The following is an 18,527-nucleotide window of genomic DNA, read 5'->3' on the forward strand; positions in this document are numbered from 1 at the left end:
TGCCGAATAATAACAAACCTAGAAAGACTTGACAGTATTCAATCGAAGTAAAAGTGAAAGCGGTAATGCTTAGTTTGATAGAGGGTATTCAAGTTAAGGAAGTGGCCAAAACTTCCAATATTCACCATTTCATATTGTCACGGTGGAGAAAAGAGTTTCAGGAGAGGAAGGTTGTGGCGGATAAACGAAGAAAGCCTACTGGTGTAGTCTCTAAAACAGAAAAGGAAATTTCTAGGGTAAAGAGTTTAGAGGCGGGAATTCGTAAATTAAAGCAGGAACTTGATTTGTAGAAAAAGTGGCAACGGTTTCTTTCGGTGGCACATCAGCAAGATATCGAATCATCCAAAGGTTCGGATCAGAACTAGGTATTGGACCGAGCATGAATCGACCAGGATTTATGAATGATAATGTGCATGTAGAATCATTTTTCCAGAAACTGAAAACTTAGAGTATCAAAGGATTTTACTTTGAGTTGGTTAAGGAGCTTAGGGATAACTTATCTTAGTGCCTTGATAGGTACTATAACTTGAAGAGAAGGCGCAGTTAACTTGGATTCAGGAGTCCAGATAAATATATGAAAGAATGGCCGCATAAGGTGATTATAAGGTAACGTCAAACTTTATGAGGGACTTCTTATGGACTACATGCTTTTGTTGTTTCGCTGGAGGTTATTGAGCAACATATAGCCTCCTTATTTGTGATCTGACAACTTAGAAACTTGTTTTCACTGATTTCACATTAATTTCACCTTTACGTCTTTAAAGTTCTGCTCAACCAGTTATTTCAGGAAGCTATCCATGTCGAGCAGCATTAACTTAAAGCAAATTGATCATCATTTTACCGTCGGCAAACAGCGGATTAGCCTGTTTAGGAATTTGAATGTTGAGCTGTTCAGCGGCCATTCTTACGCAGTTGTTGGACCCTCTGGAGTAGGTAAATCAAGTTTATTGCTGTTAATGGCAGGTCTTGAAAGTCCGGTTTCTGGCGAGGTGCAATTTCAGAATAATGGAGAGCAGAAACTATTAAAGAACCTGCGTCAAAGTTCAGGTTTTATTTTTCAGCAGTTTCACTTGTTGCCCGAACTTGATGCTTTAAACAACGTCGCCCTGCCTTTAAAACTAAAAGGTGACAAACATGCATTATCCACAGCTGAATTATGGCTCGACAAGGTGGGGTTATCTGATCGAATGTACCATAAACCACAGCAACTCAGTGGCGGTGAGCAACAACGGGTGGCCATTGCCCGTGCTTTTGTCATGAAGCCAGAATTTATTTTTGCCGATGAACCTACGGGCAACCTAGATGAGAAAACTGCGCAACATATCGCGCAATTGATGTTTGATTGTTGTCGGCAAAGCCGGGTGGGGCTGGTGCTGGTCACGCACTCGATGGAATTAGCAGAGCAGGCGGATACTTTACTGCAATTGAGCCAAGGTAAATTAGCGGTCAAGACGCGCAACAAAGCTGCGGCTATGGCGGGCCCATTATGCTGATTTTATTTGTGTGGCAATTGTTCCGCCAGCAATATAACCAAGCGGATGTGTGCTTAATTCGCTGGACCCAAGCAACTTTGATGTTTTTCATTTTAACGCTCAGCTTAACCAGTAGTTCCATTCAAACTTATTTAGCCAATAATTTACAGCAAATGCTCGGTAGCGATTTGGTGATTTCTCAGAATCAAGCGCTAACCGATGCACAACTAAGCAAGTTGCACCAGTATGCGCAGCAGTTGAGCGTAAGCCAGCTGGTGAATGTAACTTTGACTAATGATCACTATTGGCAAACGGTTCAATTAAAAGCAGTGGATGATCTTTATCCAGTACAAGGCACAGTGCAAGTGGCATTTGAGACGGATGGACAGGGGCAATCCCTAAGCCATGGGCCTAAATCTGGTGAAATCTGGGTCGATAGCCGATTGTTTTCTTCGCTGCAGCTCACCCTTGGTCAATCCTTAGACATCGGACATGGACAATTGAAGCTCACAGGTTTGGTACGACATGAACCCGACCGCCTGCTCGAAGGCCATTCCGTGGCGATGCGTGCATTGGTGCACCTGGATGATCTTTCAATGATACAAGCTGACAATGCCCGCTTTCGCTATTTGCTTACGGCGGATGAAAGCGAGCTGAACACCCTCAAGCAGTGGGCCACTACTGAGCTAGTGACCGCACAGCTTTACGACAAACGCAGTGGCCATCCGCTGTCTTTATTTTGGCAACGTGTTGAGAATTTTGTGGGTTTAGCATCGGTACTGTTGTTTTTGATGGCAGCTATTGCTATCGACCAAGCTGGTCGACGTCAGTTGATATCCCAACAGCGCTTTGCGGCGGTATGTCTGGCCATGGGAAGCAATAAACTCCAGGTGTTCGCTTTATCATTTGGTCAATGGCTATTAACAGTCATAGCAGGTCTACTTCCGGCAACCATCTTGGCATGGGGGGCGGGATACCTAATTTTGGAGCAAATGCAGATACAGTTTACGGACCTAACAGTCACCTGGATATGGGCGGATTTATTCAGCAGTTACGCGCTGTTGTTGGCTCTATTGGCGATTTTCCAAATCCCCAATTGGCTAGCGATGGTCAAAGTAACCCCGGCGCAATTGATTCGCCAAATGGCGAGTCTGAATCACTTATTGCCTCGCTATGGATTTGCGTTATTCGGTGTGGCGGTGGTGGTCTTCGTTTACTCCGACAACGGTCTGCTCACGGCCATGACTCTATCCGCTATGGCGGCCACCTTGATATTGATGATGGTATTGACTTGGTTGGTATTGAGGTTGGGCTATACCGTGACGAGCCGTGCAACGGGCATGATGGCTTTTGGTTTTTATATGATGAAACAGCGCTTGCTCAGCAAATCCATTCAAATTCTGGGTGTTGGAATGTGTGCCACTTTGTTGCTATTCACCTTAAGTTTGATGAAAGACATTGGCCAAACCATGGAAAGCTATACCCGCGAGCACGATGGTAACCTGATGATCACCCAAGCCAATGAACAACAGGTGCAAGACATTCGCCAATGGAGTGCGCAAACTGGCAGTGACATTCGCCAATTAAAGCCATTTTGGTACGGGCAATTAAGCCATGTCAATGGCCAGACCTTGGTAGAATTCGCCACCGGCCCCAGCGAAAGTTTGGCTAGCTTACAAAAGCCTATACGCTTGCATTTCAGTATTAAGCAAGCAAACAACAACCAAACCGTGATTGGCCAACGCTGGAAAGAAGGGGACGCTGACTGGCAACAAGTATCGGTGGAGCAAGAAGTTATGACCGATATGGGGTTGAAGCTCGGCGACCAATTGCGGTTTGAAGTTGCGGGGCAATCTTTGAACTTTGAAATTAAAGCCAGTCATAAATATGTACCAGGCAAAGGTTCCATCACCTTTTGGTTTAATGTGCCACAAAGCACCATGAACCAGCTTCAAATGCCGCCTCTTTATATGGGGAGTCTAGAGCTTGCGGGCACTGCTTGGGGACAATTGGCAGAGCTTTGGCAGCGTCATCCATCATTGCGGTTAATCTCGGTGCGCGAATTGACGCAACGCTTTGATGATACTTTATCGATAGTCATTATGCTGGTATCTGGATTTAGTTTGATGATTATTTTGCTGGCAGTGCTGGTGATCAGTGCATCGGTCAAAGGCTATGAAGCTGATGAGCGTAAAAAGAACGCTTTACTGATCAGCTTTGGTCAATCACGCCTTACGTGCTGTAGGCTAAGCCTGTTTGAGTGGTTGTTGACTTCTTTAATTGCTAGCGTGGGGGCCATTTTAGGTACTTACCTTACGGCCCAGTTGATCTATCAGTCTCAATTTGGCATCGATTACAAGCCTGATTGGTTATGGATCATCGTTACTTTACTCGTCAGTGCATTGGTGGTGTGCAGCGCTGGTATGATAGCCAATCGCAGTAGTTTAAAGTTTTCCGTTGGGACCTTGTTAAGGAGTATAGGGTGAATAAAATTTTAATTTTGTTGTTGGAAGTTCCAAAGAATTAGGCAAATAACGTCATCGAATAGTTTGAGCCCAAAGACCTGTTGGAAAATTTCGCTAACTATCTGAGAAGGAGACATGATCCTCAGTCATCCGGGTGGGCAGTATGGTCTAATAAACAATAGTGGCGGAGATATAGAGTGGCTTATTATCCAGGCCAGCAGGAAGTAGCAATTCATAACAAGTGATTACGATTGCTCGTCAAGCCTTTAAGCCATACCTTCATTCCAGTTGGTGTTATTTTTACCAAGGTATTTAGGGTTGTAAGCTCCTTTCTCATGCAAGTAATTAGGGCGATCTTTTTAGGCTTGTCAGCGTCGACTAGTCGTTTATACATCGTCATAAAATTGAGATGAAATTGTAAGCAGACATAGTGGAAAGAAGTAGCAACGAGCGTACACGATGTCTTCCACTTCGAATTTATCGTTTGCGCTGGAAGCTGCCGCTATCACAGTTCATCAGGGCGATATCTACAAGTTCAACAATTTCTTTTCGATTCAATTTTCCTGGCTCAGGAAGTTCACATAGTAACGTATAAGTCAATGCAATTCCGGTTCCTTTGGTTCTCAACAATAGATCTTGTTTTTGCTGCCGATCAGGTACATTGTTAACCAGTTTATTCAGTTGCTTATCGATTCCTGTTAGCTCATTCTTGAATGGTGCTTAGAATGGTCTGGATAGGTTTGTGTAGTGATTTCGGAATCCTCTGAAGCCGATTATTTTGCATTTTACTCATTTCTAAACAATGACTTCTTACAGCCAGTAAGCTACAGGTCTCTCTAATTTTCCTGGCTTTATAGCATGTAGTCCAGGCTTCATATCCTCATCAAAATGTGCTGTATCAATAGCGCCTAGTTTGTCAGTCTTGGCGAGTCGTCCGATGGACTAGGTAAAGCTTCATATTTGCGAAGGGGTGCAGGCGACAATAGGCAACCCCGCAATGTCAGAGACACTTACGAGTTCTATTCCAAGTCTCCCAGTAGAATCTGTTAATACTCTTTAAGGCTTAATAGGTTGTAGTTGCTTAATGCCACTTTTATCATTGATAGTACTAAAGTGCTGGCCAGTAGGTCTCACATAAATATCGAGTTCTCTAGTGCTTGTATTAATGTCGACATTGATCTCTTGAGGTTCTATAAGATAAGCTATCTCCGACTCGCTATTCGGGTTCGATGCCCAGATGACTATTCGAGTTATACTTAGTGGGTACTTATCACATTCATATTTGTCATCGCTCATTTATGAACTGGCTAGGCAGCGAACTGTGATAAACAAGGCTTTCGGTGGTCACTGAAGGTTGAACTCAATTTATCCGTCATTGAAAAGGACTTTCAACAGCATAATCAGGGAAGAACAACCATGCAAGATAAATCTCATAGGGAAGTGTAAACCTGTCACTTTGCTTGCAAAAATACACGAGTAAACCGCTAGCTTAGCACTACTCGTATTTAGGGCATAAGCCTATCGACAGTCGTTTCGAAGTAAATGTTGGAATGAAGGATATGAAAAATATAAAGCCATACTTTTTCTCGCTCATACTTACTGCATCTTTTGCGGCCAATGCCATAGTCATTCGTCATGATATTGAAGATAATAAATATCAAATTCCAGTATCTACCTTTCCAGCGCTTGCTGACTTTCCAAGTGAAGGGCACGGTGTATTAATTTACCCTCAATGGGTTGTTACAGCTGCACATGTAGCTTGTATGCAGCATTGTATTGAGGAGATAATGATTAACGGCCTATCACGTACGGTGGAGACAGTAATTGTACATCCAGGATACAAGGAGCCACCTTCAACTCTTGTTGAAGATGCATTAGCCTCGGGTGATGGATCAAATTTGAGGGAGTTTTTGGCGTTGTCCGATGATATTGCGCTTATTAAACTTAAAGAACCAATTGCCGATGTTGAACCTATCTCTCTTTTTCTTGGTAGTGATGAGAAAGGCAAGACTGTCCAAATAATCGGTAAAGGGGCGACGGGCAATGGCTATGATGGAGTGGAGCCTCAAGCTCTCCATAGAACCACTTTACGCCGAGCTTATAATGTCATTTCTAATGTAGATGTACGTTGGATTTCCTACAAATTCGATTCGCCAAAATCTGCTATTCCACTCGAGGGTGTGTCGGGTAGTGGCGATAGTGGAAGCCCCGTCCTCATTAAGGAAAATGAGAAATGGTATCTTGCTGGCCTTGCTTCGTGGATGTCTAGCGAAAAAGATCTTCGTACATATCATGGCCCATTTTACGGTGATCGTGGAAATAGCGTTCGGATTTCTCATTACATAGCATGGATCGAAAGCACTATATCTGCTGAGTAACAAAACAGAGTTCCGCGCTGACGGGAAGCTAGCGAAGCGTTGCTAGGCATGAGAAATAAGACTTACCTACGTTTAGTAGGCACCCTGCCTAATTAAGATTAGGCGAGTCGTGCTCACGGAGCTACGACGTTAAGCTTATGCAACAGGAGCATATTGAAGCGAGAAATGACAAGGCTTTCGATATGGTCAGCCCGTAGATGTGGGCATCAATGTCGCCGTCAACCTACTTAAGCGTTGCTTCGATGTGGATCGACCAAATTGCCGCTGGACCAGTGACATTACGTATATGTGGGTTATGGAACAGTGGCTGAGCCTCACAGCAGTGATGGATTTGTACTCTAGACGTATTTGAGGTTGGGCATTCGACTCCCAGGTGACGGATGATTTAATACGTCGAGCATTGAGAATGGCTCTAGAGCGACGACAAATAAAGCCTGGACTAATAGTTCACTCTGATAGGGGGGGCAATATCGATCGCAGAAATACCAGGATCTCTTGTCCAAAAGCAAGTGCAAGCGGAGTATGAGTCGCCAAGCTGACTGTTAGGACCATGCCGCAATGGAATCATTCTTTAGCAGGCTAAAAGTCGAGTTGGTCTATGCCGGAACACTCGAAAGCGAAGAGTAACCAAAATCTGAGGTGTTTGAATACATTGAGATTTTTTACCATAGGGTTCGTAGGCACTCTGCATTAGGCTATATGGGGCCAGTAGAGTATGGGAGTAAATGCGCATAGTTAGAGTGTCCACTTTTTGTGGGAAAGACCAAAGCCAATGGAAGGTGCGTGTTAAATGAAAGGGTGAAGATATTCAGAATTAGACTGGTTAAGAGTTTTTCTAATCGTGGCCGTATTCTTACATCATGTGTTCATGCCGTTTAATGGGGATGGTTGGCATGTGATGAATGGAAAATCAAGTAAGTTACTTGATGATATCATGGTGTATTTTGAGCAGCTAAGATTGCATACTCTCTTTTTTATCTCTGGAGTAGGTAGCCTGCTTTTGCTAAAAAAGATTAATACGAGAAAATTTATCATCAACAAGTTCCATCGGCTTTTTGTCACACTAATTGTTGGTATGGTACTCATAGTGCCACCTCAAAATTACTTCGAAAACATAAATGACTACACAAGTATAATTGATGCGTATTAGCATTTATCTCTGACATTTGAATCTAATCATCTTTGGTTTATCGAGTTCCTTATTGTGTTTATGCTGCTTGCCGTGCCTTTTAAGTCAGGGCTCGACAGCCAAGTGGGTAAAGCCTTTATTATCAGACTTGAGCGGCTAGTGTTATTTAAGCATAGATTGTTTTCACTTGTCCTTGTAGTTCTTTTGTTGAGGTGCGGCCTTAAACTTCTAATGCCTGCTCAAGATAACAGTATTGATAACTTATCTGTATCGTTGTTTTTTCTGCTGTTCTTCATGGCTGGTATGTGTTTCATGAGTAGTCCTAAAATATGGCAGTCTGTGGCTAACAGCCGGTCAGTCAATTTAAAATGGTTCATATTCAGCACTGTTCTATTTTATGGTTACTACTTCAAACCTGATATTAGCGAATATGTACCACTAGCGGTACGTTGGCAGCTTTGGTGGTTAGTTTGTACACTTGTTTCTTGGTCTGGGCTGTTGGTATTAGTGGGGTATGCAAGTGCGTTCTTCAAGCAAGCACCCAAATGGCTACATACCGCAAATGAATTGACTTATCCATTCTATATATTGCACCAAACAGTTATCGTTGCGCTTGCCTTTTATATAGTGCAATGGGATGCAAGTATTGCGGTAAAGTCAATGAGCTTATTACTTGGTGCGTCCCTTGTATGTATTTTGCTATGTTATTTTGTCGTAAAGCCTATAGGTATTTTTCGTTATCTGTTTGGTTTAAAGTCAAAGCGTGTAGTTTATAAGAGTTTAAGTCAGCAGGGCGCTGCAAGCGATGCCTCAGTTTGAGGTGGTCATTTTTTAGATGGTTTGTAGTTGCAAGCACCACTGAACACACATTTCAGAGAGTTTTTCTGGAAGCTAGCATAGCCGTTTCGTTCGAGCGCCTACATTTTGAGCTAACAAGCTCCACAAGTTATCAGCGCTATTTGTCATGGACTGTCAGGTAGTTAACTGAGAAGCAAAGTATGGTATTTTCCCTGTAAATCTGCCTGACAGCGGTTAGCCAAAGGCGGTTGGAAGAGTATGTAGATCGTTCAAAGGTCGTCAGCTGTAACCGGGCCAGGCAAGATTTCCCGGCCGGAGACTAGGTTGGACAGCCTACGTTCCTCTTTGACTGCTCTTTATTGCAACGTTATGTTATATGCATGGGCAGAAAAATTGAAAAAGCGTCCTTAATCCCATTTATATTAAGCATTTCTTACTACATTTCCTGGAGTATATTCAGAGCTGCTAATTTGCACTGGGATAATGGCTACAATATTCCTGGCTTTCTGATACTAATACTTTCATACCCTTGGACCTTAATTACCATTTATCAGCCACTAATATTTTTTATGGATAATTTGGTTGATTTTTACCTAAGAATATTAATTTTAGGTATTATTGCCAGTTTGGGTTTTAGTTCAATTTTTTACCAGTAGTTTACCTAGGTAGATTATGTGTTCGTAAAGCTTATAATATGCTAGCGCATTTGAAAGCGAAGAGTAAGTCAAATCTGAAGTGTTTGAATATATTTAAAATTATATAATAAGATTGATGGGCAATTTTGCATTGGGCTATGTAAGTCCATCAGGGCATGAGCGTAAATATACATAGTTAGAATGTCTACTTTTTGTGGGCATGACTAATGTCTTTCTAGTTAGGAGTAGATTTTGGAGCTTAGAAAGCTTAATACATTGCGGGGATTAGCAGCTCTAATTGTTTTTGTTACCCATTTTAGCGACATTACGAATTGGCTTGATGGCGTATTGGGTGGCGGTTCTGGTGCATATGGTGTAATGCTGTTTTTCTTGCTCAGTGGCTTTTTGATGTCATATCTCTATTTAGAGAAAGACTTCACAAAAGCCAACGTCACATATTATTTTTTAGCAAGAATTGGAAGAGTTTTACCTTTATACTTGGTTGTGGTAGTTGGATCTTATTTGCTGTCAATTTCAGGTAACAATACTCTTTACAGCATACCTGATCTTAATGCGCTATTAGGTCATTTGCTGTTCTTGTATGGAGAGAGTATTCTATGGTCAATTCCACCAGAAATACAGTTTTATTTCATTTTTATAATTTTCTGGGCATGTGCTAAGAATCGGTCTGGTTATATTTATCTATCTATTTTCACTTTAATGATTTTACTGTTTTTCTCCAATTTCCCGAGAGTATACGGTGAAGTTTATGGTATTCCATACAATGAGTTTAATGTGCTTAGGAGTTTGCCGTTTTTCTTTGTCGGTGTTATATGCGGGATGAACTATAAATCTCTCAAAGTTCCGCGGTATCTTAGAAAGCACTGGTTTATATTGGCGCTTTGTTTAATTCCTCTGATGTATCCTTATTTAACAATGATTACCTCTGATGCAAAACAGAAAATGTGGCTAAGTTACGAAGTGTTACTGGTAATGAGTTGTGTTTTCTTTTGTGTAGTGTTTTTAGTTCCGAATAATAATATTCTACTGGCAAATAGGTTTGGCGACTTTTTCGGGAAGATTTCATATTCTTTGTACTTGCTGCATATGCCAATTATTGTGCAGGTAAATAAATTAGATTTATCCGTTGAGTTAAAGTTGATACTATCTTTCTCTTTAAGTGTACTGGCTGCATACATTTCTTTTCATTTTTTTGAGAAGCCTATTGCTAAGAAAATACGAAGCATGTCATCTAACAAGTCAAACCAAAGGGCGAAACAAGGCTGCGCCTCTGCTAAAGGAGTTTGAAACCTCTCCTTTTCGAGTAGATGCTTGCCTTTTGAATAGGGTAGAAGAGTGTGCCTAAAATAGTAAGTGAAAAACGTGTTATTGGATACGCAGCAGAGCTCAAAGTTGGAATTGTAGCTCCAATAGAAGATCTTCAAATCGACATGGTTACTATTGCCAAATTAATGAGAGCGTATCCAGTGGTGATATTTACGAGGCGACAAATAACTTAAGTTATCGATACTGCCCAAATCCTAAACATGGATAGGCAAATAAGGTTTGGCTTTCAGTTGGTAAATATTTAATCAGATGACTTGCTGAATGTTAGTTAACAGTTCTTGCAAAAGCTCTCAGTGCAGTTAACTGGATTTATTTATAGCTTGTCTTGCAAATAGAATCATAGATATATAGTTGGAAACTAGCAAGGGCGCTCAGTGCTTTATCTCTGTCGCCCTTGCCGCTAGTGATAACTCATGCAATTAAGTTGTACTCTAATTCTTAACTGCATGCCACAATGAACTCGATGTATTATTGGAGTTGTTAATTATGTTAGTCCTCAGGGGGTGGCGGTGGTGGTGGAGGGGGCGGCGGTGGCTCGCTAGGGCTGTGCGGTGCTAGGGCAATTAGTAGAGTAACAACACAGATTGCTTTCATTGTGAGGCCGCCAAGCAAACAAAAAATCAAAGCAAGAGAGTCGTCGTGAAGGTAGGTTAAGACGGGAAACAGCTGTGGTCTTTCCGGTGGTCGACCTTCCTGAATAGCCTCAACTAGGCGCTTTCCTTCTTCACTAATTTCTATTCTGTTTACAAGTGCTTGTTGAAGAGTTAAGAGCCATTTCTCCGTAGTGCCATACTTTTTTAATCCCTCTTTAAGAGCTATCGCCAATGTTTCATCGACCTCTGTATTGGCGCGTATCTTTATTAAAAGAGAATCCGCGTCAAGCCTTAGAATTTCTGAGAGACTCTCCTTGAGTTGATCAAGAGATTCAAGTGCAGTCTGAGACGCTTCAATCATGCATTCAAGTGATTGGAGCATATACAACGACCAGACGTCTAATGCCCCGGAGGAAGTGAGTAACTCATCGTAGTATTTTGAATCTACCGTGAGACTATCTTCAATCCGTGTTGCTGCAAGGATTTTAGCGCGAAATGATCGATAAGACTTAAAATCCCTGGCTGTCGTATCTGTTGCAGCAATTTTTGTTGCTATCGAAATTTCCATTATATCTTCCATTGTCCATTTCCATTGTCCAATACGATTTAATAATGCGGTGTGGACAGTAAATATTTTATGTGGGCCAATCAAGCCGTTGTAAGATTTTGTAATTTTCGATGTTGACGGCTAGAAGAACTATTACGTATTTGTTGTTTGGTGCGTAATATCAATAAATAGTAATAGGTTTGATTTGTGAGTATTGTCTATTTCTATTGTGAGTAAATTGAGGGTTTTTAAGTTGGATTTAATATATGGTTGGCTTAGGTTGTGATTCTGCGGTTATAGGTTTTTATGCGTGGTTAATAGCAGATTGGCTTTTAGGGCGGAGTGAGGTGGGGTGGTGAGTAATCTTATTATGTGCCGAGATTATCTTAATCACTGCAGAGGCTGTTTTAGAGACTCTTGTAAATTAATCTATCTAAGAAGTTTCCTGTAAAACTTTGCATTCTGTGTGTCATGATTTTCAATTGGGTTGAACAGTTGTTGAATGCTGATGCAGGTTTGAAATAGGCGAATGGGTAGTTAGTGTGACAGATGGGTTCAGGTGCTATGCGGGGCACATTCTATCAATCGGTAGTATGACTTTCTTGGGTAGGGAGAGTTTAGCCTTGTAAACATACAGAGCCCAAAAGGCTCAGTATTGTTTGGGTTGGTATGGGTCAGATATCTGCTGTTATCAGGCGTATTACAGTTTGTAGTTAGTTAGAATTTTACACGCTGGCCGCTTAACTTCTTCAAGGTGTTACAAGGCTAAAATTACGATCAAATTTATCAAATAACCGCCCAAATTTTATTAGTGCCAAAGGATTTCCGCTCACCTTGAGTCTACCATCTTTGATTAGAGTAGGGGCGCCTACTAACCCGCTAAACATCATACGTAAGTCGGTACTGTTCAGAGCGAGGCTGGCAGAGGGCTCGCTACTGTGTCGGCCTGGGTAGCCGTGCAGCACTCCATTTTGTACTACGACTAAGTACTTTTCTCCAGTGTCAGTCATATCGATATTTAAGCGGATATCTGCATCTGCCGCTTTCTCACCGTTAAGGCGCACCGCCATCGCGTCGAAAAGCAGCTGGAGAGGGACTCGCGCTACTATTTCTTCATCGGGCAGTATTTCTTCACGGTATTCGATACCATGGCGTAATTCCTTGGCTCCGGAGAGATAAAAGTTGCGCCAGATACCAGATTCTGCCTGGTAGCCGAGTTGCTCCAAGCTATCAGCCAATAGATAACGGGCTTGCTCGTTCTCAGGTTCAGCGAAAACCAAGTGCTTTAGCACCATGGCTACCCAGCGATAATTGCCCTGGGCAAAATCCTGTCGGGCCCGAGCCATAATGGCTTCTCCCCCCCCCATGTAGTCGATGTAGTGCTCTGCAGCTTCTTCCTGAGGAATAGGGTGGAGGTTTGCTGGGTTGCCATCGAAATAACCCAGATAGCGATTGTAAACTGCCTTGGCTCCAACATTGACAGTGCCGTAGTACCCTCGATTGGCCCAAGCCTGAGAAAGGTTCTCGGGCAGCTCAAGGCGCTCTGCAACCTCGACCATATCGTAACCGTGGTTAGCTAGGCGCAGTGTTTGGTCGTGGATATATTTATAGAGATCCCTCTGCTTAGCCAGGTAATCCATAGCTTCATCTTTGCCCCAGGTGGGCCAGTGGTGGCTGCTGAAAACCACCTCGGTCTTATCGCCAAATTTCTCCATGGCGTACTCAATATAGCGACTCCAGGCCTTGGCATCGCGGGTTTTCGCACCACGCAGAGTGTAAATATTATGCAGTGTATGGTTGGCGATCTCACTCATGCAGAGTGCTTTAAATTGAGGGAAGAAAAACACAATCTCTGCGGGTGCTTCGGCCCCGGGTGTGTTAATGAAGACGATGTCCACTCCATCAACTGTCATCTCTGCACCGGTTTCAGTAATCTCTATTGTTGGTGTAGCTATTCCGTGCTCACCATCTGATACCCGGTTGCCTAAGCCGGATGAGACAAAACCCTCCGGACTGGAGGGCAGCAAATTTCCAAATTGGTATAACGCACGGCGCTGCATCACATTCCCGGTGCGCACATTCTCGCTAATCGCCTCCTCAGAAAAGCCCTCTGGAGCAATAATATCTATAGAACCGCTTGCGAGCTGTTCTTTGGTCAAAACTCCAGCTATTCCGGCGAAGTGATCTGCGTGGCTATGGGTAAAAATAACGGCACTTACCGGTTGCTTTCCGAGTGCTTTGTTGGCCAGTGCAAGAGCTGCAGCTGCAGTTTCCGCAGAAGTAAGGGGGTCGATAACAATCCAGCCGCTTTCTCCCTGCACCAGGGTCATATTGGCCAAATCCAGCGAGCGCACCTGATAGATACCGTCTACCACTTTGAACAGGCCGTTATTCAGGACGTTGAGCTGGGCCTGACGCCAAAGGCTGGGGTTGACGGTATCAGGAGGCGTGCCTTGTAAAAATTGCATCTGGGATAGGCCATAGACTTCCCGACCTTCGGAATTTTTCACTTGGGCGCCGGGAATAGATTCAATAAAGCCTCGTTTAGCCAGCAAAAAATCAGTTTCATCGCCAAAGGGGAGTTGTTTTGCCAGGGATCTATTGTGGGAAATAGTTGCCTTGGAGGCGGGTTTGATCTCGGTATTTAAATTTTCTGTGTGAGTTTTTGGTTCACTACCACAGGAAATCAAAAAGAAGGACAGCAACCACATCAGTATCAGCGAGCGCATTGAGACTCCCCAAAATCGGTGTACATGAAACTTCATTTTTATACTGGGACAGGGTTTTTATTGCCCAGAGTGGCCTTAGCTTCTCCCACCTGCGGTGGCGCGTCAAGACAAGAGCTGTCCCTTTGGCGGCGTAAAAGTCTTTCTACGTGGGAAACAGTTTCATGTAACCTACTGGTTAACCAGTTTTGTCATTGGGCTTTGTATTTTCTACCAATACAGTCATGATTGCTGGCATTGTGTAATGTGTGAAGAGCTTGTGGTTCCTGAATCGAAGAGGCTGGATTGTTGCAGCTTATGGTTTAGTCTGATCTTTTTTATATGTTCTTAGGGACTTTGAATTTAACAGGTTAGAAAATTTTATATGGTGGTATATGGTCGTAAATGTAAAGTTATTTTTAGATTTTATCTGTTTGCGCCAGTACCAGCGCGGCCATTTAAAGTAGGGTATCTTATTTATCAAATTTCATTTTAGAAATAAGATACCCTGTTGCTCGAGTTTGAACAGATTATGGATTAAGGGTTCTTTATCTTCTATTAATCTTAACTCGAGAGATAATTAAACGGCAGGTGATATATTTGTGCTCTTTCTGGAAAGCGTTGCGCTTAAGAATGCACAAAATGCCAGAGCTACGATATGAGGTACGTAAAGTGTGTATTCGCTGGTGTGGAAAAAATACAGAGTGGCTTCGCAGGCGATAATGGCAATTGCTGCAGTTGCCCATGGATGCAGTTTTATCAGCCTAGATGCTAAGAAAATGAGTGTGAAAACAATTAGTCCATATCCTATTAAATGGACAACAAAAATTTCCCAAAGGACAGCTCCTCCATCTGAAAGGAGTGCTCTGAAAGCTTCGGGTATAGTGATGGCTGCAGAATATCCTGTAATTAATGGGCCTAAGTATCCGGCGACTAAGCCTATTGTTATTCCAGCTATTATGTTTTTCATTGAATCCATTCCATTTTTTAGGGCTGACCAACTATACCTTATGTGGAGCTGTAAAAGAAAATACTTGGTTGTTGCCACAAAAGACTGCGCTTGAAATTGAACTAATTGCCATGATTCATCCGATTAATTTACAGGGGCTGAAAAGTTTACGGGGAAGGGAAGTTTGGAGTTGGTACTTTGTGGGTGGTTAGCGAAATGATTCTCCACAAAAAAGCGGGCTAAAAGCCCGCTCTCTCATTGTTTTATGGGAGCTTATTGCCCCAATGTAAACAGTGCAGTGTTACCTCCAGTGGCAACAGTGTTAATAGTTTTGGTTTTTTCGCTGGCGAAACGGAATAGGTAGTGCGGGCCACCGGCTTTGGGGCCGGTGCCGGATAGGCCGTGGCCGCCGAAGGGGTTAACACCTACTACTGCACCAACCATATCGCGGTTTACATAGCAGTTGCCGACGTTGATACGCTTAAATACCGCGTGGGCACGGCCTTCGATGCGGGAGTGCAGTCCGAAGGTAAGGCCGTAGCCGGTGGCATTAATGCGGCGGATTACGTCTTCCAGCTCGTCTGCCTTGAAGCGAACTACATGTAGGAAAGGTCCGAAAGTCTCGCGCTTGAGCACGGAGAAATCTTCAATCTCTACTACCTGCGGGCCGAAGAAGGTGCCATTGCTGGGCTTCTTCGCTTCCTCAAATGCAAATAGCGGCTTGGCTTCTTTCGCCATGCGCTCGCGGTGGGATTCCAGCATGCCGAGGGCTTTTTCGTCGATAACTGGACCGATATCGGTATCCAGTTTACCGGGATCGCCGAGGGTCAGTTCTTCACACGCGCCTTTCAGCATATTCAGCAGGTTATCGGCGATGACATCCTGTACACACAGGATACGCAGAGCGGAACAGCGCTGACCGGCACTGAGGAAGGCAGACTGAATTACATCGTCTACCACCTGCTCGGGCAGGGCAGTGGAGTCTACGACCATGACATTCTGGCCGCCGGTTTCGGCGATCAGCGGTACAATCGGGCCTTCTTTCGCTGCCAGCTGCTGGTTGATCAGGCGTGCAGTTTCGGTGGAGCCTGTGAAGGCTACACCGCCCAGGCGGGGATCTTCGATTAGCAGTTTGCCCACTGCGGCACCGGTACCTGTGATCAAGTGCAGTACTTTTGGCGGCACGCCGGCATCGAGCATCAAGCGCACGGCGTGTGCAGCAATGATGGGGGTTTGCTCTGCGGGCTTGGCCAGTACGGCATTGCCGGCGGCGAGTGCGGCAACTACCTGGCCGGTAAAGATTGCCAGGGGGAAGTTCCAAGGGCTGATGCACACGAAGGTGCCACGGCCACTCAAATACAGCTGATTTTGTTCACCGGTAGGGCCGGGCAGTTCGGTGGGCTCACTGAAATGCTGGCGTGCGCCGTTGGCGTAGTAGCGGCAGAAGTCGATAGCTTCGCGCACTTCACTAATGCCATCATTTAGGGTGCGGCCCGCTTCAATGCAAATAATTGCAGCCAGTTCATTGGCTTTATCTTCGTAGAGATCAGCAATTCTGTCGAGAATATCCGCGCGGTGTTTTCCGCCCTGGCGATCCCAGTCGATCTGCGCTTCAGTGGCGGAGGCATAGGCCTGCTCAATCAGGTGTTTATCAGTATTCGCGGTGTGTCCAATTTTTTCGCCGGTTGCCGGGTTGAAAACCGGTTCTTCCGCTTCGCCCATGGTGCCGTTGACGATAGGGCCACCGAGGAAATGCTTTTCGCGTTGCTGCTCAAGCTCTTTCAGCAAGGGATCAACGGAGAGTGGATCAGTCAGTTCGATGCCGTGTGAGTTTTTCCGTGGCAGGGCTTCTGCGCCCATATAAATATTCTCCGGGACAGGAATTTGCGGGTGACGGTAGGGGTTGCAGGCTTCGCTTTGTTCCAGGGTGTCCTGGACCAGGGCTTCAACCGGCGTTGCTTCGTCCATAAAGCGGTTAACAAAGGAGCTATTAGCCCCGTTTTCCAGCAGGCGACGAACCAGGTAGGGCAGTAAGTCACGATGTGCCCCCACGGGTGCGTAGACGCGCACGGGCACACGCTTGCCGTGTACCGCTTCAATTTGTGCGTACAGCAAGTGGCCCATGCCGTGCAGGCGCTGGAATTCAAAGTCGGTGCGGCCATTGGCTAACTCAAGAATCAGCCCGACGGTGTAGGCGTTGTGGGTGGCAAATTGCGAATAGATTGCATTGCCAGCTTCCAACAGTTTTTTCGCACAGACCTGATATGACAGATCGGTGTGGCATTTGCGCGTGTACACCGGGTAGTCCGGCAGGCCCATCTGCTGGGAGTGTTTGATTTCACTATCCCAGTAAGCGCCTTTAACCAGGCGCACCATCAGTTTGCGGCCGGTATCGCGGCCCAGGGCAATCAGCCAGTCGGCGACATGGGGGGCGCGCTTTTGGTAGGCCTGCAGTACAAAGCCCAATCCTTGCCAGTCTTTAATTTCGGGGTCGCGGGCGAGGGCCTCGAAGATATCCAGCGAGATATCCAGGCGGTCTGCCTCTTCTGCATCGATATTCAGGCCCATATCGTATTGGGCTGCGGCGACACAAAGACGCTTCACCTGGGGCAGCAATTCGTCCATTACGCGATCCCGCTGCAGCACACTGTAGCGGGGGTGCAGGGCGGAAAGCTTGATGGAAATACCGTTGGCCTCAACCACATCCCGCTGGGTGTTGTCTTTGCCGATCTCTTCGATAGCCATCATATAGGCATCGAAGTAGCGGTGGGCATCGGCCATGGTGCGGGCGCCTTCGCCCAGCATGTCGAAGGAAAAGCGGGTGCCCGGGAGGTTTTCTTTGGGGCCGCGTTTCAGGGCTTCCTTGATGGTGCGGCCGAGCACGTACTGGCCACCCATAATTTTCATGGCCTGCATCATGGAGGTGCGCACCATGGGCTCGCCGATACGGCTAACCAGGCGTTTCATCCAGTGGGAGGGACGCTCGGTGATATCTGGGTCCAGCTCCACCACGCTGCCGGTGAGCATCAGGCCCCAGGTTGAGGCGTTCACAAACAGGGAGTCGGACTGGCCACGATGGCTGGACCAGTTGCCGGAATGCACTTTCTCGGCGATTAGTTTGTCGGCAGTATCGGCGTCTGGTACCCGGAGCAGGGACTCTGCCAGACACATCAATGCAACCCCTTCCTTATTGGAAAGGCCGAATTGCTGAAGGAAAGCGTCCAGCGTTCCGCGCTTGCTGCGCTGCTGTCGCGAATGATGAACCAGTGCGCGCGAGGTGTTCAGAATTTTCTTGCGCATCTCGTCGCTGGGGCGTGGCGCAGCCAGCAGCTCGCTCACGCAGAGGTTTTCGTCGGCGTGCAAATACTCGCGTGCCCGGTCTCGGGCATTCTGGAGGTCTCCGGCGAAGTTTGTCGACATATCGTCTCCCAAGCTCTATATCTAGGGTCAGAATAAAAAACCGGATTATGTGCGAAAATCGTTAGAATTAATCGCCATAATGTCGCGAG

The 18,527-nt window shown here is 45.1% G+C and carries 11 protein-coding genes and 1 pseudogene; 7 read left to right on the plus strand and 5 right to left on the minus strand.

All coding sequences use genetic code 11. The features are described 5' to 3' along the window. The first annotated feature begins 41 nt into the window (after window positions 1–41). From ACJJIM_RS06885 to ACJJIM_RS06895, 3 genes are all read left to right on the plus strand, one after another. Window positions 42–290: a transposase gene (locus tag ACJJIM_RS06885; protein ID WP_444913385.1), complete on the plus strand. Its 249-nt coding sequence runs from the start codon at window positions 42–44 to the stop codon at window positions 288–290. 507 nt (window positions 291–797) lie between these two features. Beyond that, the gene (locus tag ACJJIM_RS06890) at window positions 798–1,493 is read left to right on the plus strand and encodes an ABC transporter ATP-binding protein (protein ID WP_444912775.1); all 696 of its coding nucleotides are present in this window, start codon (window positions 798–800) and stop codon (window positions 1,491–1,493) included. Then, on the plus strand, window positions 1,487–3,958 hold the full coding sequence (locus tag ACJJIM_RS06895; RefSeq protein WP_444912776.1) for an ABC transporter permease: 2,472 nt from the start codon (window positions 1,487–1,489) through the stop codon (window positions 3,956–3,958). The genes ACJJIM_RS06890 and ACJJIM_RS06895 overlap by 7 nt, the downstream gene beginning before the upstream one ends. Before the next feature lie 456 nt (window positions 3,959–4,414). On the opposite strand, the gene ACJJIM_RS06900 is transcribed toward ACJJIM_RS06895, so the two are convergent. Next, complete coding sequence (locus tag ACJJIM_RS06900; protein ID WP_444912777.1) at window positions 4,415–4,564, minus strand: hypothetical protein; 150 nt, start codon at window positions 4,562–4,564, stop codon at window positions 4,415–4,417. Window positions 4,565–5,496: 932 nt separating this feature from the next. Here ACJJIM_RS06900 and ACJJIM_RS06905 point away from each other — a divergent pair. The 4 genes and pseudogenes from ACJJIM_RS06905 (at window position 5,497) to ACJJIM_RS06920 (ending at window position 10,185) form a co-directional block, all read left to right on the plus strand. Continuing rightward, window positions 5,497–6,315: a trypsin-like serine protease gene (locus ACJJIM_RS06905; protein WP_444912778.1), complete on the plus strand. Its 819-nt coding sequence runs from the start codon at window positions 5,497–5,499 to the stop codon at window positions 6,313–6,315. A gap of 639 nt (window positions 6,316–6,954) precedes the next feature. After that, the gene (locus ACJJIM_RS06910) at window positions 6,955–7,050 is read left to right on the plus strand and encodes a hypothetical protein (protein ID WP_444912779.1); all 96 of its coding nucleotides are present in this window, start codon (window positions 6,955–6,957) and stop codon (window positions 7,048–7,050) included. Between the two features lie 85 nt (window positions 7,051–7,135). Continuing rightward, a pseudogene (locus ACJJIM_RS06915) lies at window positions 7,136–8,263 on the plus strand (acyltransferase family protein); the annotation flags it as partial. A gap of 866 nt (window positions 8,264–9,129) precedes the next feature. Continuing rightward, complete coding sequence (locus tag ACJJIM_RS06920) at window positions 9,130–10,185, plus strand: acyltransferase family protein (protein ID WP_444912780.1); 1,056 nt, start codon at window positions 9,130–9,132, stop codon at window positions 10,183–10,185. A gap of 528 nt (window positions 10,186–10,713) precedes the next feature. On the opposite strand, the gene ACJJIM_RS06925 is transcribed toward ACJJIM_RS06920, so the two are convergent. The 4 genes from ACJJIM_RS06925 to putA all read right to left on the minus strand — a co-directional run bounded on the left by ACJJIM_RS06925 (window position 10,714) and on the right by putA (window position 18,438). Beyond that, window positions 10,714–11,397: a hypothetical protein gene (locus tag ACJJIM_RS06925; protein WP_444912781.1), complete on the minus strand. Its 684-nt coding sequence runs from the start codon at window positions 11,395–11,397 to the stop codon at window positions 10,714–10,716. Between the two features lie 716 nt (window positions 11,398–12,113). Next, window positions 12,114–14,093, minus strand: a complete 1,980-nt coding sequence (locus ACJJIM_RS06930; RefSeq protein WP_444912782.1) for an alkyl/aryl-sulfatase — start codon at window positions 14,091–14,093, stop codon at window positions 12,114–12,116. A 556-nt stretch (window positions 14,094–14,649) separates the two neighbouring features. Beyond that, window positions 14,650–15,117, minus strand: a complete 468-nt coding sequence (locus ACJJIM_RS06935; protein ID WP_444912783.1) for a hypothetical protein — start codon at window positions 15,115–15,117, stop codon at window positions 14,650–14,652. 174 nt (window positions 15,118–15,291) lie between these two features. After that, entirely contained in the window at window positions 15,292–18,438 is a 3,147-nt protein-coding gene (gene putA, locus ACJJIM_RS06940) for a bifunctional proline dehydrogenase/L-glutamate gamma-semialdehyde dehydrogenase PutA (protein WP_444912784.1), read from the minus strand. Window positions 18,439–18,527: the final 89 nt, after the last annotated feature.

It is taken from the genome of Microbulbifer maximicatervae (SeqCode) (genome assembly GCF_052467615.1).